The following is a 21,392-nucleotide window of genomic DNA, read 5'->3' as shown; positions in this document are numbered from 1 at the left end:
GGTCCGTCGCGGGGGGCTCTCCCTTCTCCCTCCAATCCGCGCCATCTTCCTTTCCCAGCCGACCTGCTCTATCGCGATGACGGCCCGCCCCGTCCTTCCTGAAATTCGGTCGCCATCCATCCCCCACATATCCGCGTTCCTCTTGCCCGCCAGGTTGCCGCAACACGCCCCCTCCCAAGCGTCCACCCCCGGTTTCTTCTGTCCAGAAATACTCCTGGGGAGTCTTTGGCTTGCCAAAGACGGGGGCAGCGCCCCCTAAACCGGACATGCACCGTCATGCGCATGGGTTGTGCATGGATTGTGCATCCTCCGAAACCGGCAAGATCCGCCCCTAGCGACGCCCCCAGCGTGCCCGTCTTCCCGGGGTCGGCGCCGCCTTTGCCTGCTCGCGCAGGAACACGAAGATACCGGCTCCGACAATCATCGCACAGCCGATCCAGGTCGCGATCTGAGGCCATTCGCCAAAGACCGCCCAGCCCCAGAAGATCGCCAGCGGCAGGCCGATATATTCGAACGGGGCAATCGTCGCCGCCTTGGCCATGCGATAGGCGGCGCTCAGGCAATAGCCGATCACCCCCGAGCACAATCCCAGCCCGACAAACACCGGCCAATCCTCCGGCGCGGGCCAGATCCACGGCCTCAGCAGGAAAATCAGGCTTTCGTTTTGAACCCCTTCTGCGAAGCGCCCGTCTCCGGCAACAAGGAAGAACAGCGCTGAGACAAGCAGGAAGGTCGACTGAATGTAGACCGCCATCGCGGAGGCCTTCGTCGTTACTCCAAGTCTGCGCGTCAGCACCTGCATGAACGCATAGAGCGCTGCCGCCAATACCGGCAGAAGCAAGACCCAGCGCGAGATTTCCGTCTCCGCAACCCACGGCTGCTGCATGACCAGAACACCGGCAAAGCCGAAAAGCACCGCTCCGATCCGCAAGGCGCCCACCCGCTCTCCGAGCATCGGGATCGACAACAGCGTGATGAACAAGGGTGCCACGAAAAACAAGGCCGTCGCCTTGCCCAACGGCATCACGGCCACCGCCGCGTAAAAGGTCATGTTCGCAAAGACCACGAGCACCCCGCGCAGCATGTGCAGCCCCGGAGACCGCGTCTTGAGAATGCCCAAACCGCCTTCGGCAAAGACAAACCCAAGCGTGAAAACCAATCCGATGGCCGAGCGCACAAAAACCATCTGGTGCAGGGGGTAGCCGCCGGACAGAACCTTGATCAGGAGATCGTTGACCGAGATGGCGACCACGCCGAGGCAAATGAGAAGAATGCCGAGGGCGGGCCGGTCGAGGCTTTCGCTTGCGGTGGATGATGGAGGCATGATCATGGCTTACGTGCCGTGCGCCGCTCCGTCCACACCGAAAACGACACGCTCTGCCGCTGCGCGCCCACGCACCGATCTGCCTGAGATGCGTGCAGGGACGCATGTTGCCTTTTGAACGATCGGGTTTAGAGTCTGCTGCCCTGAAGAAGAAGGAACGCCTGATGGCAATGGTGCAGATCCGCAACGTCCGGAAAGCCTATGAGGATGGGTTCGAGGCGCTCAAAGGCGTGAACCTCGATATCGAAGAGGGTGAGATCCTCGCCTTGCTTGGTCCGAATGGCGCGGGGAAAACGACCCTGATTTCAGCGATATGCGGGATTACCCGGATTACCTCGGGCACGATCTCCGTTGGTGGCCACGACACCGTCCGCGATTACCGGGCCGCACGCAAACTCATCGGGCTGGTTCCGCAGGAACTGACGCTGGAGCCGTTCCAGACGGTGATCGACGCGGTGCGCTTTTCGCGCGGGCTCTTCGGGTATCCGCCCGACGACAGCCATGTGGAGCATGTGCTCCGCACACTCACGCTATGGGACAAACGCGACAGCAAGATCGTGCAGCTTTCGGGCGGCATGAAGCGGCGCGTGCTCATCGCCAAGGCGCTTGGTCACGAGCCGCGCGTGCTGTTCCTCGACGAGCCGACAGCCGGGGTCGACGTGGAACTGCGCCGCGACATGTGGGAGACCGTTGCCCGGCTCAAGGCCGATGGCGTCACAATCATCCTCACGACCCACTATATCGAAGAGGCCGAAGCCATTGCCGACCGCGTCGGCGTGATCAACAAGGGCGAGATCCTTCTGGTCGAGAACAAGTCCGACCTGATGGCCCGGATGGGACAAAAGACGCTCAGCATCGAGCTGACCGAGCCCATAGACGCCGTGCCTGCGGGGTTGGCGGGCTACGCGCTGGAGCAAACCCGCGACGGGCGCACGCTCCGGTATACGTATGACACCCGCGCCGACCGGACGGGGATCGCCCGGCTCATGGCCGATCTGGGCAGCGCCGGGTTGCGGGTCCGCGATGTTGCGACCAGCCAGAACTCGCTGGAGGACATCTTCGTCGGCATGGTGGCGGAGCAGGAAGACCGGAACGGCGACAAGGAGGCCTCGGCATGAACTGGCGCGCTATCTGGTCAATATACCAATTCGAAATGATGCGGTTTTTCCGGACCCTGACCCAGAGCTTCGTGTCTCCGGTGATCTCGACGTCTCTCTATTTCGTGGTCTTTGGCGCCGCGATCGGATCGCGCATCGACCAGGTCGAGGGCGTCAGCTACGGGGCGTTCATCGTGCCGGGACTGATCATGCTGACCGTCATGACGCAGGCGATCACAAACGCCAGTTTCGGGATCTACTTCCCGAAATTCATCGGGACCATTTACGAGCTGCTCTCTGCCCCGGTCAATTTCCTCGAAATCGTCATTGGCTATGTCGGCGCCGCGGCGACCAAGGCGCTGTTCATCGGTCTGGTGATCCTCGCGACATCTGCGTTCTTTGTCGATATCACCATCATGCACCCGTTCGCGATGATCGCATTTCTTGTGCTGACCTGCCTGAGCTTTGCACTGCTCGGCTTCATCATCGGCATCTGGGCGGGCAATTTCGAGCAATTGCAGCTGGTGCCGCTTCTGGTGGTCACGCCACTGGTCTTTCTTGGCGGGTCGTTTTACGCCATCTCAATGTTGCCGCCCTTCTGGCAGTCGGTCACGCTCTTCAACCCCGTGGTCTACCTCATCTCGGGCTTTCGCTGGGCGTTCTTTGGCATGGCGGATGTGCCGGTGGGCCTGAGCCTTCTGGCCATTGTCGGCTTCACCGCGCTTTGCCTCGTGGCCGTCTGGTGGATCTTCAAGACCGGCTGGCGCATCCGGACGTGAGCGCGCGGCGGTGATGACCCCGGTCAAGCCGGGGCAGGCTGGCCGCTGGCGCGCAGCGCCGCATCGGTAGCCATGCCGCCGATCCACATGCAGAACAAGGCAAGCCACGCAGTGGCGGCAAAGATCGACCCGCCGGTGACCCCCGCCCCGATCGCGCAGCCGCCTGCCAGCATCCCGCCAAAGCCCATGAGCGCCGCGCCGATCATGGCGTTTCGCATCGGGACAGTGCCCTCGAAGGCCTGCAATTGCCATTCACCGGCCAGCCACGCAGAGACTCCCGCGCCGATCACAACCCCGGGCACAAGGCCTATGTCAAATTCAAGAAGCGCACTCTTGTCGAGAATGAACATCAGCGTGTTGGCTGACGGGCCGGTGAAGGTCAGGCTTTCGACCTGCACCGGTTCAAAGGCGACCTGGCTGAGTGCATAGGTCAGCGCCCAGCCGAGTGCTGTCGCGAAGCCAACGCCGGAAGCAAAAACAAGCCGGCGCAGGCCGATCTTGTGTCGCCGTGCCAGATGCAGGGCCAACGCGGCGGTCGCGAGGCCAAAGAGCAAACCGCTATAGGCCGGCAGGCCCAGCGACGAGAGGAGCTCCATATTGCGCCCGTTGGGCGTGATCGACAGCGCCGCGAGACTGTCGCGCGCCGGCGAGAGCCAACCGGTCAGCGCCATCTGCGCGGTAACCGCAAAGATCAGGCCCGATACGATCGAGCGCAGGTTGCCCGTGGCGCCCAGAACCAGCAGGCGCCCAGAGCAGCCGCGCGCGAGCACCATACCCGCACCAAAGAGCAATCCGCCGATCACCGCACCCGACCAGCTTCCCGGCACGGCCATCATCCGCGCGTCGCCGGTTTCGATCAGACCGCTCAGCTGCGCGGCCTGCACCCACACCACGGCGGTCGAGAAACACAGGAGCCAGACCGCCATGCGGTCTTCCATGCGGCCGCGGGCCAGTTCGACAACAGCCGCCCGCAGACAGAAGCGGGAGCGTTGCGCGGCCACGCCGAAGACGATGCCCGTAACGAGCCCGAAAAGCGCGGCACTCGGCGCGTCGCCAAGCCGATCGACAAGGGGAACCAGGTCCATGTTTGGGCCTCCATTCGCTCATTGCCGTGAGCTATGTCGAGAATCGCGTATCGCTTCCTTGATGCAGATCAGACGGGCCGCGCCTTGGTCGTTCGAAGAACGGATTCGTGGCGCCGGAGTCTAGGCAAAGCCTCGCAATGGGCGTAAAGCCAGAACCATGGCCGTATTTCCCCTTTCAGAGGCGCATAGCCTGCCTGTCCATCGCAGGCCGCTGACGTTGCTCTTTCTCATGGCAATTGCGATGCCGTTGAGTTTTGCCACCTGGTCGGCGCTGCTCAACAACTTCGTTATCGAGGCGGCGGGGTTTGACGGCGCGGATATCGGCTGGCTTCACACGGTGCGCGAGATTCCGGGCTTTCTTGCGGTCGGTGTCATCCTCGTCATCATGGTGATGCGTGAACAGGTTCTGGCCATGGTGTCGCTGACACTGTTGGGGGTCGCCACCGCGCTGACCGCCTATTTCCCGTCTTTGGGCGGGATCCTCTTCATCACGCTGCTCAGCTCCATCGGCTTTCACTATTACGAGACGGTCAATCAAAGCCTGCAATTGCAATGGCTGTCCAAGGATCGTGCGCCGCAGGTGCTCGGCTTGCTGATCTCGGCGGGTTCTGCGGCGACGTTTGTGGCCTATGTCGCCATTGTCGCCACGTGGGATGCGCTCGATCTGTCCTATAACTTCGTCTATCTCGTGTCGGGCGGGCTGACGCTGGCGATCGTGCTCTACTGCGTGCTGGCCTTTCCGCAATTTGAGTCGCCCAACCCCCAGACCAAGGAATTCGTGCTGCGTCGGCGCTATTGGCTGTATTACGCGCTGCAATTCATGTCCGGGGCGCGGCGCCAGATCTTCGTGGTGTTCGCCGGGTTCATGATGGTGGAGCGGTTTGGCTACTCCGTGGACGAGATCACCAAGCTGATGCTGATCACGCTTGTTGCCAATATCGTTCTCGCGCCCATCCTCGGCCGTGTCGTGCACCGCTTTGGCGAACGCAATGCCATGGCGTTCGAATATGTCGGGCTGACGGCGGTTTTCGTGCTCTATGGCGGGATCTACTGGTTTGGCTGGGGCGCGCTGTTTGCCGCGATCCTCTATGTTGCCAACAACATCTTCTTTGCGCTGGCGCTCGCGCTCAAGACCTACTTCCAGAAAATAGCCGATCCCGGTGACATTGCGCCGACTGCGGCGGTGGCGTTCACGATCAACCATATCGCGGCGGTGTTCCTACCCGCGCTGCTTGGCTATATCTGGCTGGTTTCCCCAAGTGCCGTCTTCGCCGCTGCGGCTGCGATGGCTGCGGTCAGCCTCGGTCTTTCGCTCCTCATCCCGCGTCATCCCGAACCCGGAAACGAAACGATCTTCTCGCGCTTTGCCGCGGCTCCCGCCGAATAGGACGACAAACATGCCCGCCACCTGGACCGCCTTTACCCAGCTGCCCAACCAGGCCAGCGCCGAAGCGCTTGGCGAAGCCATGGAAGCCATGGATCCCGAACCTTCGGGTGTTGGTGTCTTCGAGATCGAGGACGGCAGCGGCACCTGGGAGGTGGGTGGCTACTTCACCCAGAGTCCAGACGAGGTGGAACTCGCCCTGCTGGCCGCCGGCTTCAACGCGCGTCCTTTTGTCATCAGCGCGGTGCCGGATACCGATTGGGTCGACAAGGTGCGCCGCGAGCTCACCCCGGTCGAGGCGGGGCGCTTCTTTGTCTATGGCAGCCACGACGCCGACAAGGTGCCCGAAAAGGCCGAGCCGCTGCTGATCGAGGCGGCAATGGCGTTTGGCACCGGCCATCACGGCACGACCCTGGGCTGCCTGTGCGCGCTGGATCGCCTCGCCTCGGACGGGTTCCGGGGGCGCCGCGTGGCCGATATCGGCTGTGGCACGGCCGTGCTGGCCATGGCGGCGGCACGGATATGGCCCGATCGGGTGATCGCCTCCGATATCGACGCGGTCGCCGTCGAGGTTGCTCAAGTCAATGTCGTGGCCAATGACTTGCGCGACCGGGTCACATGTCTTGAGGCGGTGGGGTTCGACCATCCCGATATCGCCGCCGCCGCGCCGTTTGACCTGATCTTTGCCAATATCCTCAAGCAGCCGCTGATTGACCTTGCACCCGACATGGCGCGCCATCTGGATGCGGGTGGGTATGCGATCCTGTCCGGTATCCTGACACGGCAGGCCGATGAGGTCGTCAAGGCCTATGCCGCGCAGGGGATCGCGCTCGAGCGTCAAGATACCTATGGCGACTGGGTGACGCTGCTGCTGCACAAATCGGCTTGATCCACGCGACCCATTCTCACCGCAATTTACGGTTCTTTAAGAAAAAAGAGAGGCAATTGCCCCACTTTTGCCTCATTTGACCGTTAGACCGGTCATCATTCGGTGGGGGCCGGATGATAGAGACTGCTCATGGATGACGCCCTTATCAGATTTCGCAGACGTGAGACCGAGGTCCGCGCAAAGCACGCGCGGATGGCGCGTGGATACGTTACCAAGATTGACAAGAACACGGGCCTGATCGTCCAGTGCCCTGACAGCAAGGCCGCCGGTTTCGGTTTGCGGCTGTTGTTTGCGGCCTGTGTCGGGTTCTTCTTGTTCAAGGCATTCCTTTTCGCAGGGCTTGGTCCCGAGACCTATAACAGCAACGTGCTGACGCTTCAGGCGGGCAGCCTGTATGAGCAGGCCGGCGCGTGGTTGATGCAGGCAGACCCGATCACCCGGTTTGTCGGCGGTCTCATTGCACCGCTGCTCGGCTAAAGATCGTCGGATGTCCTCTGTCGTGGACACGCCCCTGTGACATGTCCTGCCCCCTCTCAAGAGGGCGCCCGATGGCTTAGGCACGGTGCGCCCTTTATCCTCTGGTGCAGGGTGTTTGCCGCCACCGCGGTCCGTCCGGGCGCAAGCGACCTGCAAGGGCAGTGCCGCGTGTAAAGCCCCGAACGGAAAAAAGCCGCCCCGAAGGACGGCCATTCCCAAGTGTAATCCCATTTGCCGGACCGTCCACACACCCGCCGCGCCCAACAGGCGCAGCGGCATCGGGCAGGTCGCGGCCTCAGCGCATCGAGATCGAGTCGATGTCGCCGCGTACGAGACCGATATCGTCGAGCTCACGGTCAGACAGTTTCGACAGGCTCTTGCGGGTGAGGCGCTCGTCATTCCATGCCGCGACCGCCGAGAAGGCAGAGAGGAACACGGATGCGATACGGCTGGAAGAGCCGGCGGCAGCGTAGGGGCGGGTCGTGTCGAATGCAGCCATGTCTGTCTCCTTGATCTTGGCGTGAACAGTTCGTGTTGATGAACCGCACATAAAACCGGCAAATTGCCCAGACAAGCAGCGAAAAACGCATGGGTCATATGCGCTTTTTGCATAGCTCGAGATCTGCTTAACGCCCTGTAAAACAGACAGAAATCCGACCCGGTTCGATGTCGTTTCAAAGCGCTTGCGGGACGCAAATGGACCATCTCGGTCGGCGCTGAACCACCCCATGTCGCTTTTGATCCTCGGGGCATTAACCTTTGCTTTGTTCGCGTTTCGTGCTAACCGTGGCGTCAAAACAACAAGAGCAGTTTTGATGCGGATAATTGGAATAGATCCGGGTCTTCGCAACCTCGGTTGGGGCGTCATTGACGTCGAAGGAAGCCGGCTTCGGCATGTCGCTAACGGGATTTGCCATTCCGCAGGACCGAATCTCGCGGAGCGTCTGTGTGCGCTGCACGCGGAGTTGACGGCCATCTGCCGCACGCATGCGCCAGATGTGGCCGCGGTCGAACAGACCTTTGTCAACAAGGATGCCGTCGCGACCCTCAAACTCGGTCAGGCCCGGGGCATTGCGCTGCTTGTCCCGGCGCAGTTCGGGCTAGAGATTGGCGAATACGCCCCCAACGCCGTCAAGAAGGCGGTGGTCGGCGTTGGTCATGCCGACAAGCGCCAGGTGGAGCATATGGTCAAGATGATGTTGCCGGGGGTCACACCGGCAGGGGCGGATGCGGCAGACGCTCTGGCCATCGCCATCTGTCATGCGCATCATCTGAGCATAAAGCGCATGAAGGTGGTGTCATGATCGGACGTGTTGCGGGTGTCGTGATCGGACGCGGTGAAGATCACGTTCTTATCGACGTGCGCGGGGTCGGGTATGTGGTCTATTGTTCCGAGCGCACACTGGCCGCGTTGCCCGCTGTGGGCGAAGCGACGGCGTTGTTCACCGATCTGCTGGTGCGCGAGGATCTGTTGCAGCTCTTCGGTTTTCCGACTCTCGTCGAAAAGGAATGGCATCGGTTGCTGATGTCGGTGCAGGGCGTTGGTGCAAAGGCGTCGCTGGCGATTCTTGGCACGCTTGGGCCGGACGGGGTTGGACGCGCCATCGCGTTGGGCGACTGGAATGCCGTGAAGGCCGCCAAGGGCATCGGACCAAAGACCGCGCAGCGGGTGGTCAACGAACTCAAGGACAAGGCACCCTCCGTCATGGCCATGGGCGGCGCTCCGGATGTGGCGGTCCTCGATGCCGCGCCGGATCGCGCGCCAGAACCGCAGACATCCGCTGCACCCCGTGTCGCGCAAGCGGCGCAAGGGTCCGGCGCAGCGCAGGCGGAGGCACTTTCGGCGTTGAGCAATCTCGGATACGCGCCCGGGGAGGCCGCGGGCGCTGTGGCACAGGCCGCCGGTGAAGCACCGGAGGCGGACACGGCTGCGCTCATCCGCGCGGCGCTCCGCTTGCTGGCGCCGCAATCGTGAGCGTCCTATGGTGTTCCCTGATCCTGCAGCGCGCTTGGGCAAGGCCGGAGGCGCGCGATGACCGAACCTGATCCGGCGCTGCGCGGTGCGGAGATGCCCGAGGATTTTGATCGCGCGCTGCGGCCTCAGAAGCTCGAAGACTTTATCGGACAGGCGGAGGCGCGGGCAAACCTGCGCGTGTTCATTCAATCTGCCCGCACCCGTGCGGAGGCCATGGACCACACGCTGTTTCATGGACCCCCTGGATTGGGCAAGACGACACTGGCGCAGATCATGGCGCGGGAGCTTGAGGTCGGGTTCCGGATGACCTCCGGCCCGGTGCTGGCCAAGGCTGGCGATCTGGCGGCGATCCTGACCAATCTGGACCGCAATGACGTGCTCTTCATCGACGAGATCCACCGACTCAACCCGGCGGTGGAAGAAGTGCTTTATCCGGCGATGGAGGATTTCGAGCTTGACCTTGTGATCGGAGAGGGGCCTGCGGCGCGCACCGTGCGCATCGAGTTGCAGCCCTTCACGCTTGTGGGCGCCACGACCCGTCTGGGGCTTCTGACAACGCCGCTGCGGGACAGGTTCGGCATTCCGACACGGCTGAACTTCTATACAGTTCAGGAGCTTGAGGTGATTGTCGCGCGCAATGCGGTCAAGCTGGGCGTCCAGATCGACGCGGAAGGCGCGGTTGAGATCGCGCGGCGATCCCGGGGCACTCCGCGGATCGCCGGACGGCTCTTGCGCCGCGTTGTCGACTTCGCGGTGGTGGAGGCGAATGGCGTTGTGAGCCGGGCTCTGGCGGACAGCGCTCTGACGCGGTTGGGGGTGGACAGCCTCGGGCTAGACGGTGCGGATCGGCGCTATTTGCGGCTGATTGCCGAGAACTATGCAGGGGGGCCGGTGGGCATCGAAACCCTGTCCGCAGCCTTGTCAGAGAGCCGCGACGCGCTCGAAGAGGTAGTGGAGCCCTACCTGCTGCAACAGGGGCTGATCCAGCGCACGCCGCGCGGGCGGATGCTGGCCGCGAAGGCCTGGACACATCTCGGCATGAGCGCACCAAAGCCGCCCGGACAGTCGGATCTGTTCGAAAACTAGGATGCACATCCTATGCACATTCCATGCACAACCCATGCGCATGGGGATGCGACCCGCTCGCCCTGCGCATGAGCTTGCCGGCTGGCACATGGGGTAACGCGATGCCTTCGGGCGCAGTGCCATGCCCGCCTTGTTGGCCACATCGACCCGGCCGCAGATTGTTTGAATCACCACTCTGCGGGGCGTGACCGGCCGCATCGGGCCGGGCGTTGTCACGGGGTGCGTGTGCTGCGCTGGCCGGTTTGGCGAATGCGACCCGGCAGCTGGAGATGTGAACGACCGCGCTTCGGGGCGCGAGGGGCCGCATCGGGCCGGGCGTTGTCATGGGGTGCGTGTGCTGTGCCTTCTGATCTGATGGATTTGACAGGGCAGCTGGAGATGTGAGGGACTGCTCTGTGGCTCTGTGGCTCTGTGGCTCTGTGGCTCTGTGGCTCTGTGGCTCTGTGGCTCTGTGGCTCTGTGGCTCTGTGGCTCGGCGGGTCGGTGACAGGCCGCATCGGGCCGCGCGTTGTCATGGGGTGCGTGTGCTGCGCTGGCCAGTTCGGCGAATGCGACCCGGCAGCTGGAGATGTGAACGACCGCGCTTCGGGGCGCGAGGGGCCGCATCGGGCCGGGCGTTGTCATGGGGGCTCGGGCCGCGCAGGCCGGCGGCGGCGGCTTCCGGCCCGGCGCGGCAGCTCCGGGCGGCCCCGCTCCATGCTGCGCAGTTCCGGAGCGTTGCGGCGCGGGGCTCCGGTTTTGACGACGGGTCATCATATTCGGCGTTGGCGCGCGGGGCGGGTCCGGCTATGTGCCTATCCGGAAACCGCGCGAACAGAGGACCGGAGAGGCGCCATGACCCAATCGGAGGAGACCGGACCGCAAAAGGATGCGCTGACGGCAGAGACCGTCGAGGCGCTTTTCACCCGCTCGGACGGTCATTACCTGTGCGCGCGTTGGGGGCGGCCGATTGCGCCGATCGTGTTTGGGGTCGAGGACAGGACGCTGGGCGTCATCAAGGGCGCGTTCGAGGCGGTCTGCGCGCTGGCCGGGCACGAGATGGCGGAGACGGACCCGGAACTGGGTTCCAATGTCATGATCTTCTTCTTCCGCGACTGGGACGAGCTGCTGGGCGTGCCGGATCTCGACCGGCTGATCGAAGGGCTGGAGCCTCTGGTGGCGCGGCTGAAGGCGGCGGACGCCAACCAATACCGGGTGTTCCGGTTTGATCAGGCGGGGGCGATCCGGGCCTGTTTCATCTTCTTGCGGATGGACGCGGAGCTTGGCGCGGTGCCCGCCGAGACACTGGCGCTCAGCCAGGCGGTTCAGAGCATCGTCCTGTGGTCAGATACGGCGTTTGGCGACCGCTCGGCGCTGGCGCAGGCGCCGGATGGGCGGATTGTCCTGCGCCCCGATATCGCCGGTGTGATCCGGGCGGCATATGACCCGGTTCTGCCGCCCGTGGCACGGGACCCGAGCCACGCTCTGCGGCTTTTGGCGCGCATCACCAAGGCCAGCTGATCCGGCAAAGCCACCGTTGCGCAGCGCGTATTGATATGCGTCATGCAACCGGGCGCGCCGCCGCGCTATGCTCGGGGTTCTGGAGAAGGGAGAACCCCATGACGTTGACCTATTCCGAAGACCCCGCCGCCAAGCTTATGGAATTCACCGTGTCCGGCCATCTTGGCCGCGAGGAATATGATGCGGTGATCGAGCAGGTTCAGGCCTTTATCGACACCCACGGCACGGTGCGCATGATCGAGGTCATCGAGAGTTTTCCGACCTTCGATCCCAGCATCCTGCTGCCGGGGATCCGGTTCGACATCAAGAACCTGTCGCATATCAGCCATGTTGCAGTCGTGACCGATATCGGTTGGCTCAGCCCGATCACCCGCGCGGCGGGGGCCTTCATGTCGACCAAGATGCGTGTGTTCGAGACAAAGGATATAGAGGCGGCGCGCGATTGGGTGCGCACCGCCGAGTCCTGAGTTTGACAAAGGCCGAAACGGCAGCGCCTAGCGGACCATGCCGACGATGTCGTAGGTCTTTTCGACAATCGGCCGGGCGATGTCGCGCGCCTGCTCCGCGCCGCGGGACAGGATGCGGTCGATCTCGTCAGGGGCCGCCACAAGCCGCGCCATTTCCGCAGAGATCGGCGACAGCTTTGACACGGCAAGCTCTGACAGCATCGGCTTGAATTCCGAGAACGGCTTGCCGCCGACATCACGCAGCACGGCGTCCACGGTCATGTCGGCAAGCGCGGCATAGATGTTCACGAGGTTGCGCGCCTCGGGGCGTTCGGCCAGGCCGTCCGCCTCGGATGGCAGCGCATCGGGATCGGTGCGCGCCTTGCGGATCTTGGCGGCGATGGTGTCGGCGTCGTCCGTCATGTTGATGCGGCTCATATCCGAGGGGTCGGATTTCGACATCTTCTTCGATCCGTCCCGCAGGCTCATCACGCGGGTTGCGGCACCTTCGATCACGGGCTCGGTGAGGGGGAAGAAGTCCACGCCGTAGTCGTGATTGAACTTGGTCGCGATGTCGCGCGTCAGCTCCAGATGCTGTTTCTGGTCCTCGCCCACGGGCACATGGGTCGCATGGTAGACAAGGATATCGGCGGCCATCAGAGCGGGATAGGCAAACAACCCCAGAGAGGCGTTTTCGGCGTTCTTGCCGGCCTTGTCCTTGAACTGGGTCATGCGCTTCATCCAGCCCATGCGCGCGACGCAGTTGAAGATCCATGCAAGCTGCGCGTGCTCGGGCACCTGGCTCTGGTTGAACAGGATGGACCGCTCCGGGTCGATGCCGGAAGCGATGAAGCCCGCGCAGAGCTCGCGCGTGGCGGCGGTGAGCTTGGCGGGATCCTGCCAGACGGTGATGGCATGCATGTCGACCATGCAATAGACGGTCTGATAAGCCTCATCCTGCATCGTCACGAAGCGTTTCAGGGCACCGAGGTAATTCCCGAGCGTCAGCCCGCCGGAGGGCTGGATGCCTGAGAACACGCGCGGCGTGAAAGCGGTTGAGGCGGGGGCCTCGGACATGGGTCTTCTCCGTCTGGAATTCTGCTTCCGGCTGGCTTACTCGTGGGTCCGGGACCCGTCAAGCAGGCGGCGTCCGCCCCTGTGCCACAAGGAGGCCGCACGCGGCCCGTGATCGAGCGATGACCCATCCCCATAACGAAAGCCCCGTCAACCCGCTGCCCCCGGTGGTGGTGGCGCTCTTCCTGATCATGGCGGGGCTTGAGCTGGCCTTTTCGTTGGGTGCGCGCGGGTTGATCGGCGGGCCGGACGCGGTGGGGTGGCGCACCATGGCGATCGAGCGGTTTGCCTTCTCGGGAGCGGTGCTCGACTGGATGCGGGAGACCGGGCGCTACCCGGCGGAGCATCTGGTGCGGTTTCTCGGCTATGCCTTTGTGCACGTGACGTTCATGCATGGGCTTTTTGTCATGGTGATCCTGCTGGCCATGGGTAAGATCGTGGCGGAAGCGATGGGGGCGGTTGCCTTTCTGGCGGTGTTTGTGGTGTCCACCGTGTTCGGCGCGCTGGTCTGGGGGCTTGCGCTCGACGACCCGGCGTTGCTGGTGGGCGGGTTTCCGGCGGTCTACGGGTTGATCGGGAGCTTCACCTACCTGTTATGGCTGCGGCTTGGGCAGGTCGGGGCGCCGCAGATGCGGGCCTTCACGCTGATTGGTCTGCTGCTCTTCATTCAGCTGGTGTTCAGCCTGTTGTTCGATGCCGGCTCGGACTGGATCGCCGATATTGCGGGCTTTGTGGCCGGGTTCATGCTGTCGATCGTATTGGTGCCGGGTGGGTTGGCCCGGCTGATCACGCGGATCCGCCGTCAGTGAGCCGCGCCGCGCGATCGAGTCGGGATCATCGGCGGGGGCGGCGCAGGCTGTCGCGGAATTCCGAGAGCCGGAACGCGCCGAGGAGCTGCCCGGCGACACCATAGGCCAGCGCGCCGATCACGATCAGCACTAGCAGGGCCGGGTAGCGCAGATAGGCCATGTCGAGCCATGGCGCGAGGACATGGCCCGCGCCCCAAAGCACCATCCCCATCGCTGCGGACGCCACAAGGATGCGCGGCAGCCGCTGTCTGAACCGATCGTCGAACCGCGCGACCGTACCCATGGGGCGCGCGCCGCGCAAGAGCATTGCGACCATGACCCAGCCGGCGAGCGTGGTGGCAATGGCCGGAGCGATCCAGCCGATCACCGGCGACAGCCCCACCGCGACAGCGGCGTTCACCCCCATCGCCCAGACCGCGTAGCGGAACGGAGACCGCGTGTCCTCCCGCGCGAAAAACAGCGGTTGCAGCACCTTTTGCAGCACAAAGGCCGGCAGACCCGCGCCGTAGATCGCGACCGCGAGCGCAATCGCAAGGCTGTCATCGCGCCCCGTGGCCCCGCGTTCGAACAACACGGAGACGAGCGGCAGCGGGATCACGAGTAGCGCAACAGCCGACGGGATGGTCAGCACGAGCGAGATTTCCCCCGCGCGCGACAGCGCGGCCCGCCCGCCTTCGGCATCCCCCGCCTTGAGGCGCCGCGACAGGTCGGGCAGAAGGACAATCCCGACTGCGATCCCGACCACGCCAAGGGGCAGTTGATAGAGCCGGTCGGCGGCATAGAGCCAGCCCACCGCCTTGTCGAAATGCGAGGCCACCTGCTGCCCGACGAGCAGGTTGATCTGCATGACGCCGCCGGCAAGCGCGGCGGGCAGGGCGATCACGGCGAGCTTGCGCATATCGGGCGTCAGACGGGGGCGCGCCGGGCGCAAGCGGATGCCGGCCCGATCCGCGGCGACCCAGACAAGCGCAAGCTGCGCGATGCCGGCAACCGGCACCGTCCAGACCAGCCACGTGATAACCGACCCGCCCAGCAAATAGCCCAGCCCCATGGCGAGACAGACAAGGATATTGAGCAGAACGGGGGCTGCGGCCGCCGCGGCAAACCGGCCCGAGGCGTTGAGCGCGCCGGAGAACAGCGCCGCGAGCGAGATGAACAGGATATAGGGAAAGACGATCCGCCCATAGCCCACCGTCAGGTCAAAGCGCGGATCCCCCACGAACCCGCCAGCCACGGCCCAGACCAGCGCGGGCATGAAAATCAACGCCAGCGCCGTCAGCAGCAGCAACAGGACGGCCAGCCCGTTCATCGCATCACGGGCAAAGCCCAACGGGTCTTCATCGGCTTCGTATTTCTTCGAAAACATCGGCACGAAGGCCGCATTGAACGCGCCTTCCGCAAAGAAGCGGCGAAACATGTTCGGCAAGCGGAAGGCCGCGACAAAGGCGTCCATGACAGGGCCGGGACCGATGAAGGCCAGGATCATGATTTCGCGCGCAACGCCAAGGATGCGGCTCATCAAGGTCCAGAAACCCACGGTCAGGACACCGGAAAGAAGGCGAATGGGTTTCATGGTGGGACGGCCTTGTTGACTGGGGGTGGCTTAGCGGATTGCGATGGGCCGCGAAAGGCCCGCCGTGCCGCGCGGCCAAAGGGGGGGCAACGTGGTGCAGCGGCGCCTGCCCGGGGGAGATGCCTGGGCGCTGCGCGGCGCCGGGCATGCATTTTGCCGAGCCTCGCACAGGGACCAGCCTTGGGACACTCCATGCCGGGAAAGCCAACGGGTCGGCCGCCCTTTCGGGATCACCGGGCCACCGATGCCGAGGAGCGCGGGGCGCAAGCGGCGGGGTCGAGCCCGGCGCGGCCTTGCCGGCACCATGTCCCGCGCATCCCCCTCCCATCGCGCGGGCATCCCCCTTTTTCGTGCCGCGCCTGTGTTTCTTTGGGCTGGAAATATCCCGGGGGGTCTGGGGGGCTGGCCCCCCAGCTGTCCTGCGGTCTGGGGGGCTGGCCCCCCAGATGTCCTGTGGTCTGGGGGGCTGGTCTCCCAGCTGTCCTGCGGTCTGAGGAGCTGCCCGCCCCAGCTGTCCTGCGGTCTGAGGGGGTCCCAGTTGTCCTGCGGTCTGACCCCGGCCCCCTTGTGGCATGGGAGGCTGGCCCATCAGCCAAGCGCTGGCGCGCGGGCGCGGTGACACGACGACGGCGCGGTCTGCACTGCCCAAGCCGCGCTTGAAACCCTTGAGGTCGGCGCTCCCGAGCCACCACCGGTCATCGCGGGTTTCCGGTGGCGCTTGCGCTCGCCCCCAAACGCGCAGGTGCCGCGCGCACCACCTCCCCGGCGCCCTATCCGGTATTGGCGCGCTCCACGCCGTCGGCGATTGCGGCGCGCAGTTTCTTTTCCAGCGCGGCCTGTTTCGACTTCGAGTGGAATTTCAGCCCGAACATGTCCTTCACATAGAACGTATCGACCACCTGTTCGCCATAGGTCGCGATCAGCGCGGAGAAGATCCGGATATTGGCTGCGGCCAGTGTGCTCGTGAGATCGTAAAGCAGCCCGGGGCGGTCGCGCGTGTCGACTTCGATGATGGTGAAGATCTCCGAGCCGTCATTGTCGAAGGTGATCGAGGTGGGCACCCGGAACGCCTTTTCGCGTTTCTTGAGCTTGTCGCGGGAGCGCATGGCCTCGCGCGGGACGATATCGCCGCGCAGGGTCTTGCCGATCATGTCACGCAGGCGGGGGATACGCACATCCTCGTAGGGGGTGCCCTCGGCATCCTGAATCCAGAACGCCGCGGTCACGAAGCCATCCTTGGTGGTGAAGGTGCGCGCATCGACGACATTGGCGCCGACCAGCGCCAGCGCCCCGGCAAGGCGCGAGAAGATGCCGGGGTGATCCTGCATTGCGAAACACACCCGCGTGGCGTCACGGTCGTCATCGGGGTGGATGTCGATCTCGATCTCGTCATCCTCGATGTTGCGCAGCAGCTTTGCAAAGACCACATGCGCGGTGACGTGCAGACCCTGCCAATAAGGGTCGTAGTGACGTGCGGTCTCGGTGCGCAGGTCCGCCGCGCTCCAATCCTCCAGCTCGGCGCGCAGCAGCTTGCGTGCCTCGGTGCCGCGGTTCTCGCGGTTGAGCGCTTCCATCCCGCTTTCGAGCGCGCGGCGGGTCTGCCTGTAGAGCGCGCGGATGAGCGCCGCCTTCCAGTTGTTCCAGACCTCCGGGCCAACGCCCCGGATGTCGCAGACCGTCAGCACGCACAGCAGGTCGAGCCGTTCGCGCGACCCGACGGCCTTGGCGAAATCGCGCACGGTGCGCGGGTCGGCAATGTCGCGCTTCTGGGCCATGTCGGACATCAGCAGATGATAGCGCACCAGCCATTCCACGGTTGCGGCCTCGGCCTTGTTCAGCCCCAGATTGGGCGCCACGATCCGCGCGATGCGTGCGCCGAGAACGGAATGATCCTCGTCACGGCCTTTCCCGATATCGTGCAGCAGCAGCGCCACGTAGAGGATGCGCCGATTGACGCCCTCACGCAGGATGGTCGAGGCAACGGGCAGCTCTTCGTTGAGATTGCCGTGTTCGATCTCGCTGAGGTTCCAGATGCACTGGATCGTGTGCTCGTCCACCGTGTAGTGATGATACATGTTGAACTGCATCATCGCCACGATGGGCGCGAAATCCGGGATGAAGGCCGACAGCACGCCGAGCTCGTTCATGCGCCGCAGCGCGCGGTCGGGATTGCCGTGCTTGAGCAGCAGGTCGAGGAAGATCCGCCTCGCCTCCTTGTCGGCGCGCAGTTCGTCGTCGATCAGGTGCAGGTTGGCCTGAACGAGGCGCATCGCGTCGGGGTGGATCAGCAACCCGGTGCGGAGCGCTTCCTCGAACAGCCGCAGCATGTTCAGCTTGTCGGCCAGAAAGGCGTCCTCATCCTCGATCGCGAGACGGTTGTTGAGCACCGCGTAGCCGGGCTTTGTCTTGGGCTGCCGCTTGAACATGCGCATGATGAGCGGCGCGTCCTTGGTGTGATCGGCTTCCAGCGAGGTCAGCAGGATCCGGGTCAGATCGCCCACGGCGGTCGCGTGCAGGAAATAGTCCTGCATGAACCATTCCACTGCGCGACGGCCGCCCTTGTCCACGTAGCCCATCCGCTCGGCGACCTCGACCTGCATGTCGAAGGTGAGCTGCTCGACGGCGCGGTTGCCCGCGAGATGCAGATGGCAGCGCACGGCCCAGAGGAAACGCTCGGCCTCGCAGAACGTATCGTATTCCTCGGGCCGGAAGATGCCCTTTTCCAGAAGCACCAGCACGTTGTCGGTGGCATGCACGTATTTGGTGATCCAGAACAGCGATTGCAGATCGCGCAGACCGCCCTTGCCCTCCTTGATGTTGGGCTCGACCATGTAGCGCTGGCCCTGCCGTTCGTGGCGTGCGTCGCGTTCGGCGAGCTTGGCCTCGACAAATTCGCGGGCGGTGCCGTCGAACAGGTCCTTGCGGAGCCGCTTTTCGAGATCGGCCGCGAGCGGCGCGTGACCCGTGATCAGACGGTTTTCCAGCATCGCGGTGCGGATCGTGAAATCCTCGGCCCCAAGACGCAGGCAATCGCGCACTGTGCGCGAGGCATGACCCACCTTCAGCTTCAGGTCCCACAGCATGTAGAGCATCGATTCGATCACGCTCTCCGCCCATGGCGTGATCTTGTAGGGCGTCAGGAACAACAGATCGACATCGGAGAACGGCGCCATTTCGCCCCGGCCATAGCCGCCGACCGCGATCACGGCAATGCGTTCGCCTTCGGTCGGGTTGTGAAGACGGTGCAGCCGCTGGGTGGCCACCTCGAACACGAGGCGCACGATGCCATCGGTCAGCCAGCTGTAGCTGCGCACGGTGCGGCGCGCGCCGAACGGTTCGGCGGCGAAGGCCTCTGCAATGGTGGCGCGGCCCTGTTTTTGCGCGGCGCGCAGCGTTGCGACGGTGATACGCCGGATATCCGCTTCGGTCGCGTCCGGTTCGAACGCGGAAAACAGCGCTTCGCGGGTTGAGGACGCGTCGAATATGTCGGCTGCCGGCGCGATCAGATCGTCCGGCAGCTTGTCTTCGTCGAGCGGTATCGCGGGCTTAGAAGCCCGCGCCGCCGAAGCCGTTGGGGGCAGGGTCAAGGATCACCACCTGATTGTTGCGCACCGCGGCCACCGCAAGCGCGCGTTCGTTGCTGCCATCGGGCAGGAGCCGGAACAGGCCGCCGGTTCCGTTGAAACCATTGGCTTGGGTCAGGCCGCGCGCGGTAAGCGCATCACGGCGCCCTTGCTTGGCCAGCGCCGCGATGGCGGCAATACCGTCATAGCCAAGCCCGGCAAGCGGGTGCGCGGTTGTGGAAAAGGCGTTGCGGTAGCGCGCCGCGAAGGAATCCTGACGGGATTGGTTCGGCAGGGTGAACCACATGCCTTCCGCACCGGGCAGGGAGAAGAGATCCGGCCGCACGTCAAGCCGCGTCAGACCGATATACTGGGTGTTTGCCGCGCTGACGCCATTGTCGGGCAGAGTGCGCAGCAGCATCGGCATCGCGGCATTGGTGGCATCGGTCGTGATCATCAGCGAGTCCGCCTGCGCCGCGGCCGCCGAAATGGCCTGCGCCGCGGCGTTCACGCCTTCGACCGAGAGCGCGTAGCCCTGCGCAGCGGTTACGGTCATGCCGGCAGCGGTTGCGGCGCGTTCCACGGCGAGGCGCCCGAACTGTCCCGGAACGTCGTCGGAATAGACCACGGCCACGGTCTGATCGCCTTGGGTGCGCGCATAGCGCAGCAGACGGTTTGCGGTGTTCTGGAAGGTCGGCCCGAGCACAAAGACATTGCCGCCGGCGATGGACGGGTTGTTGGAGAAGCTCAGCACGTTCACGCCTTCGTCGAGCACGGTCAGACCAGCGGCATTGGCCGCTTCGCCAAAGAGCGGGCCGAGGATGATCTTGGCGCCCTCGTCAACCGCGCGCTGGGCCTGTGCCGCGGCGGTGTTGGGCGACCCGGCGGTGTCATAGACGCGCAGATCGAAGGTCACATCGGGGTTTTCGGCAATCGCGAGCCGCACGGCGTTTTCCAGCGATTGTGCCACGGGAGCAGCACCGGAGTCGGATTTGGGAATCAGCAACGCGACCTGAATCGGCGCGTTCGGATCGACCGACGGGCCACCGCCGCCATTTGCCCCGAGCGGGCCAAGCATGGAGGCGTCGCACGCGGCGAGGAACAGCGCCGCGACGGCGGCAAGAAGCGGGCGCGTGCGCTTGCGCACGGGGGATAATGCAGCGAACATGGTAGGTGATCTCCCTTTGGCACAGATCGTTTTGCCGGGCCCTGGCCGTCTGTCCCCGTCTCGACGGTGATCCATGGTCCGATACCGGCGGTCAAGGGCGGATCTTCCACCCCTGCGCGGTTGCTGGGGATCATAGAGGAGCCGAATTGGGGGTCCAGTGACGAATTGGAAAAAGAGCGAATTGGCGCCGGGTTTATACATGGTCGCAACGCCGATCGGAAACGCGCGCGACATCACGTTGCGGGCGATGGATGTTTTGGCGAGCGCCGATGTTCTGGCGGCGGAGGATACGCGCACCTTGCGCCGGTTGCTCGAACTGTGCGGCATTCCGGTGGGGGAGCGTCCGCTGATTGCCTATCATGACCACAATGGCGCGCGGGCGCGGCCGCGTCTGCTCGACGAGATCGCCGCGGGGCGGTCGGTGGCCTATGCGTCCGAGGCGGGCACGCCGCTGATCTCCGACCCGGGGTTCGATCTTTTGCGCGCGGTGCGCGAGGCCGGGCTGCCCGCAACCGCAGCACCCGGCGCGTCGGCCGTTGTGACCGCGCTGAGTGTTGCGGGACTGCCGTCCGACCAGTTCCTGTTTGCGGGCTTCCTGCCCAACGCGCGCGGAGCACGGGCAAGGGCGCTCGAAGCGCTGGCGGACACCCCGGCAACACTGGTTTTCTACGAATCACCCAAGCGGCTGGGCGCAATGTTGGCAGCCGCAGCCGACACCCTCGGAGCGGATCGCCAGGCCGCCGTCTGTCGGGAGTTGACGAAACGCTTCGAAGAATGCCGCAGAGGCACGCTCGCAGAGCTTTGCGCGCATTACACGCAAAACCCCGCACGCGGCGAGATCGTGGTTCTGATCGAGAAAGGCTCTGCGCCGCGGATCGATCAGGCGACGCTCGAAGACCAGGTCCGCGAGACGCTGAAAACCCTGTCGGTGCGGGACACCGCGGACCGGCTTTCCCGGGAATTGGGGGTTAAACGGCGGGAGGTTTACCAAATGGCAATGTCCATGTCGGAGAATGACTGAGCGGGATGGTTGCGTGGCGGCGGGGGCGCTTGTCTCGCGGGCCTGGCGGTAGGCGCCTGACATCCGGCGGAGTGGCCGCCGGCACTTGGGATGGCCGCGAAAGCTCGGGCTTTCCGCCAACGTAACGGAAGCCTGACGGCAA

19 protein-coding genes are annotated in these 21,392 nt (G+C 64.3%); 12 read left to right on the top strand and 7 right to left on the bottom strand.

Annotated elements, in window-relative coordinates; translation table 11 throughout:
• Positions 1–331: 331 nt before the first annotated feature.
• Entirely contained in the window at positions 332–1,330 is a 999-nt protein-coding gene (locus J1C49_RS15305; RefSeq protein ID WP_227446706.1) for a DMT family transporter, read from the bottom strand.
• A 158-nt stretch (positions 1,331–1,488) separates the two neighbouring features.
• On the opposite strand from J1C49_RS15305, the gene J1C49_RS15300 reads away from it, so the two are divergent.
• Together J1C49_RS15300 and J1C49_RS15295 are read left to right on the top strand one after the other, a co-directional pair.
• A complete protein-coding gene (locus J1C49_RS15300; RefSeq protein ID WP_370639425.1) occupies positions 1,489–2,442 on the top strand; it encodes an ABC transporter ATP-binding protein in 954 nt (317 codons plus the stop codon).
• Entirely contained in the window at positions 2,439–3,200 is a 762-nt protein-coding gene (locus J1C49_RS15295) for an ABC transporter permease (protein WP_227446705.1), read from the top strand. Before J1C49_RS15300 ends, J1C49_RS15295 begins: the two co-directional genes overlap by 4 nt.
• Positions 3,201–3,223: 23 nt before the next feature.
• Here the strand turns inward: J1C49_RS15295 and J1C49_RS15290 are convergent, their stop codons facing one another.
• On the bottom strand, positions 3,224–4,285 hold the full coding sequence (locus J1C49_RS15290) for a YeeE/YedE family protein (RefSeq protein ID WP_227446704.1): 1,062 nt from the start codon (positions 4,283–4,285) through the stop codon (positions 3,224–3,226).
• A gap of 157 nt (positions 4,286–4,442) precedes the next feature.
• On the opposite strand from J1C49_RS15290, the gene J1C49_RS15285 reads away from it, so the two are divergent.
• The 3 genes from J1C49_RS15285 (at position 4,443) to J1C49_RS15275 (ending at position 7,035) form a co-directional block, all read left to right on the top strand.
• Positions 4,443–5,672 carry an MFS transporter gene (locus J1C49_RS15285; RefSeq protein ID WP_227446703.1) on the top strand — a complete coding sequence of 410 codons (1,230 nt, stop codon included), beginning with the start codon at positions 4,443–4,445 and terminating at the stop codon, positions 5,670–5,672.
• 10 nt (positions 5,673–5,682) lie between these two features.
• Positions 5,683–6,558 carry a 50S ribosomal protein L11 methyltransferase gene (locus J1C49_RS15280; protein ID WP_227446702.1) on the top strand — a complete coding sequence of 292 codons (876 nt, stop codon included), beginning with the start codon at positions 5,683–5,685 and terminating at the stop codon, positions 6,556–6,558.
• A gap of 129 nt (positions 6,559–6,687) precedes the next feature.
• The gene (locus J1C49_RS15275) at positions 6,688–7,035 is read left to right on the top strand and encodes a hypothetical protein (RefSeq protein ID WP_227446701.1); all 348 of its coding nucleotides are present in this window, start codon (positions 6,688–6,690) and stop codon (positions 7,033–7,035) included.
• A gap of 295 nt (positions 7,036–7,330) precedes the next feature.
• Here J1C49_RS15275 and J1C49_RS15270 read toward each other — a convergent pair whose 3' ends face one another.
• On the bottom strand, positions 7,331–7,534 hold the full coding sequence (locus J1C49_RS15270; protein WP_227446700.1) for a DUF1127 domain-containing protein: 204 nt from the start codon (positions 7,532–7,534) through the stop codon (positions 7,331–7,333).
• 316 nt (positions 7,535–7,850) lie between these two features.
• Here J1C49_RS15270 and ruvC point away from each other — a divergent pair, with 316 nt between their 5' ends.
• The 5 genes from ruvC (at position 7,851) to J1C49_RS15245 (ending at position 12,063) form a co-directional block, all read left to right on the top strand.
• Positions 7,851–8,339 carry a crossover junction endodeoxyribonuclease RuvC gene (gene ruvC, locus J1C49_RS15265; protein WP_227446737.1) on the top strand — a complete coding sequence of 163 codons (489 nt, stop codon included), beginning with the start codon at positions 7,851–7,853 and terminating at the stop codon, positions 8,337–8,339.
• Positions 8,336–9,010 (top strand): Holliday junction branch migration protein RuvA, encoded by a 675-nt coding sequence (gene ruvA, locus J1C49_RS15260; RefSeq protein WP_227446699.1) that lies wholly within the window; start codon positions 8,336–8,338, stop codon positions 9,008–9,010. The genes ruvC and ruvA overlap by 4 nt, the downstream gene beginning before the upstream one ends.
• A 57-nt stretch (positions 9,011–9,067) precedes the next feature.
• On the top strand, positions 9,068–10,096 hold the full coding sequence (ruvB, locus tag J1C49_RS15255) for a Holliday junction branch migration DNA helicase RuvB (protein ID WP_227446698.1): 1,029 nt from the start codon (positions 9,068–9,070) through the stop codon (positions 10,094–10,096).
• 834 nt (positions 10,097–10,930) lie between these two features.
• Positions 10,931–11,596, top strand: a complete 666-nt coding sequence (locus tag J1C49_RS15250) for a hypothetical protein (RefSeq protein WP_227446697.1) — start codon at positions 10,931–10,933, stop codon at positions 11,594–11,596.
• A 98-nt stretch (positions 11,597–11,694) separates the two neighbouring features.
• The gene (locus J1C49_RS15245; protein ID WP_227446696.1) at positions 11,695–12,063 is read left to right on the top strand and encodes an STAS/SEC14 domain-containing protein; all 369 of its coding nucleotides are present in this window, start codon (positions 11,695–11,697) and stop codon (positions 12,061–12,063) included.
• Between the two features lie 27 nt (positions 12,064–12,090).
• Here J1C49_RS15245 and trpS read toward each other — a convergent pair whose 3' ends face one another.
• Entirely contained in the window at positions 12,091–13,119 is a 1,029-nt protein-coding gene (gene trpS / locus J1C49_RS15240) for a tryptophan--tRNA ligase (protein ID WP_227446695.1), read from the bottom strand.
• Positions 13,120–13,238: 119 nt separating this feature from the next.
• Here trpS and J1C49_RS15235 point away from each other — a divergent pair, with 119 nt between their 5' ends.
• Positions 13,239–13,925: a rhomboid family intramembrane serine protease gene (locus J1C49_RS15235; RefSeq protein ID WP_227446694.1), complete on the top strand. Its 687-nt coding sequence runs from the start codon at positions 13,239–13,241 to the stop codon at positions 13,923–13,925.
• A 25-nt stretch (positions 13,926–13,950) separates the two neighbouring features.
• Here the strand turns inward: J1C49_RS15235 and murJ are convergent, their stop codons facing one another.
• The 3 genes from murJ to J1C49_RS15220 all read right to left on the bottom strand — a co-directional run bounded on the left by murJ (position 13,951) and on the right by J1C49_RS15220 (position 20,229).
• Complete coding sequence (murJ, locus tag J1C49_RS15230; protein WP_227446693.1) at positions 13,951–15,498, bottom strand: murein biosynthesis integral membrane protein MurJ; 1,548 nt, start codon at positions 15,496–15,498, stop codon at positions 13,951–13,953.
• Between the two features lie 770 nt (positions 15,499–16,268).
• The gene (locus J1C49_RS15225) at positions 16,269–19,085 is read right to left on the bottom strand and encodes a [protein-PII] uridylyltransferase (protein ID WP_370639424.1); all 2,817 of its coding nucleotides are present in this window, start codon (positions 19,083–19,085) and stop codon (positions 16,269–16,271) included.
• Complete coding sequence (locus tag J1C49_RS15220; RefSeq protein ID WP_227446692.1) at positions 19,045–20,229, bottom strand: penicillin-binding protein activator; 1,185 nt, start codon at positions 20,227–20,229, stop codon at positions 19,045–19,047. Before J1C49_RS15220 ends, J1C49_RS15225 begins: the two co-directional genes overlap by 41 nt.
• A 199-nt stretch (positions 20,230–20,428) precedes the next feature.
• On the opposite strand from J1C49_RS15220, the gene rsmI reads away from it, so the two are divergent.
• Positions 20,429–21,250, top strand: a complete 822-nt coding sequence (gene rsmI, locus J1C49_RS15215; protein WP_227446691.1) for a 16S rRNA (cytidine(1402)-2'-O)-methyltransferase — start codon at positions 20,429–20,431, stop codon at positions 21,248–21,250.
• Positions 21,251–21,392: the final 142 nt, after the last annotated feature.

The sequence above is a fragment of the Cognatishimia sp. F0-27 genome, assembly GCF_020667845.1.
Lineage (GTDB): Bacteria > Pseudomonadota > Alphaproteobacteria > Rhodobacterales > Rhodobacteraceae > JAFMPQ01.
The sequence above is the reverse complement of the archived record's forward strand: the minus strand, read 5'-3'. Positions and strand labels throughout refer to the sequence as shown.

What these genes read in the sequence shown, in the direction of transcription:
- J1C49_RS15305 (WP_227446706.1), bottom strand. Translation starts at nt 1,330, where the DNA reads ATGATCATGCCTCCATCATCCACCGCAAGCGAAAGCCTCGACCGGCCC.
- J1C49_RS15300 (WP_370639425.1), top strand. Translation starts at nt 1,489, where the DNA reads ATGGCAATGGTGCAGATCCGCAACGTCCGGAAAGCCTATGAGGATGGG.
- J1C49_RS15295 (WP_227446705.1), top strand. Translation starts at nt 2,439, where the DNA reads ATGAACTGGCGCGCTATCTGGTCAATATACCAATTCGAAATGATGCGG.
- J1C49_RS15290 (WP_227446704.1), bottom strand. Translation starts at nt 4,285, where the DNA reads ATGGACCTGGTTCCCCTTGTCGATCGGCTTGGCGACGCGCCGAGTGCC.
- J1C49_RS15285 (WP_227446703.1), top strand. Translation starts at nt 4,443, where the DNA reads ATGGCCGTATTTCCCCTTTCAGAGGCGCATAGCCTGCCTGTCCATCGC.
- J1C49_RS15280 (WP_227446702.1), top strand. Translation starts at nt 5,683, where the DNA reads ATGCCCGCCACCTGGACCGCCTTTACCCAGCTGCCCAACCAGGCCAGC.
- J1C49_RS15275 (WP_227446701.1), top strand. Translation starts at nt 6,688, where the DNA reads ATGGATGACGCCCTTATCAGATTTCGCAGACGTGAGACCGAGGTCCGC.
- J1C49_RS15270 (WP_227446700.1), bottom strand. Translation starts at nt 7,534, where the DNA reads ATGGCTGCATTCGACACGACCCGCCCCTACGCTGCCGCCGGCTCTTCC.
- ruvC (WP_227446737.1), top strand. Translation starts at nt 7,851, where the DNA reads ATGCGGATAATTGGAATAGATCCGGGTCTTCGCAACCTCGGTTGGGGC.
- ruvA (WP_227446699.1), top strand. Translation starts at nt 8,336, where the DNA reads ATGATCGGACGTGTTGCGGGTGTCGTGATCGGACGCGGTGAAGATCAC.
- ruvB (WP_227446698.1), top strand. Translation starts at nt 9,068, where the DNA reads ATGACCGAACCTGATCCGGCGCTGCGCGGTGCGGAGATGCCCGAGGAT.
- J1C49_RS15250 (WP_227446697.1), top strand. Translation starts at nt 10,931, where the DNA reads ATGACCCAATCGGAGGAGACCGGACCGCAAAAGGATGCGCTGACGGCA.
- J1C49_RS15245 (WP_227446696.1), top strand. Translation starts at nt 11,695, where the DNA reads ATGACGTTGACCTATTCCGAAGACCCCGCCGCCAAGCTTATGGAATTC.
- trpS (WP_227446695.1), bottom strand. Translation starts at nt 13,119, where the DNA reads ATGTCCGAGGCCCCCGCCTCAACCGCTTTCACGCCGCGCGTGTTCTCA.
- J1C49_RS15235 (WP_227446694.1), top strand. Translation starts at nt 13,239, where the DNA reads ATGACCCATCCCCATAACGAAAGCCCCGTCAACCCGCTGCCCCCGGTG.
- murJ (WP_227446693.1), bottom strand. Translation starts at nt 15,498, where the DNA reads ATGAAACCCATTCGCCTTCTTTCCGGTGTCCTGACCGTGGGTTTCTGG.
- J1C49_RS15220 (WP_227446692.1), bottom strand. Translation starts at nt 20,229, where the DNA reads ATGTTCGCTGCATTATCCCCCGTGCGCAAGCGCACGCGCCCGCTTCTT.
- rsmI (WP_227446691.1), top strand. Translation starts at nt 20,429, where the DNA reads ATGGTCGCAACGCCGATCGGAAACGCGCGCGACATCACGTTGCGGGCG.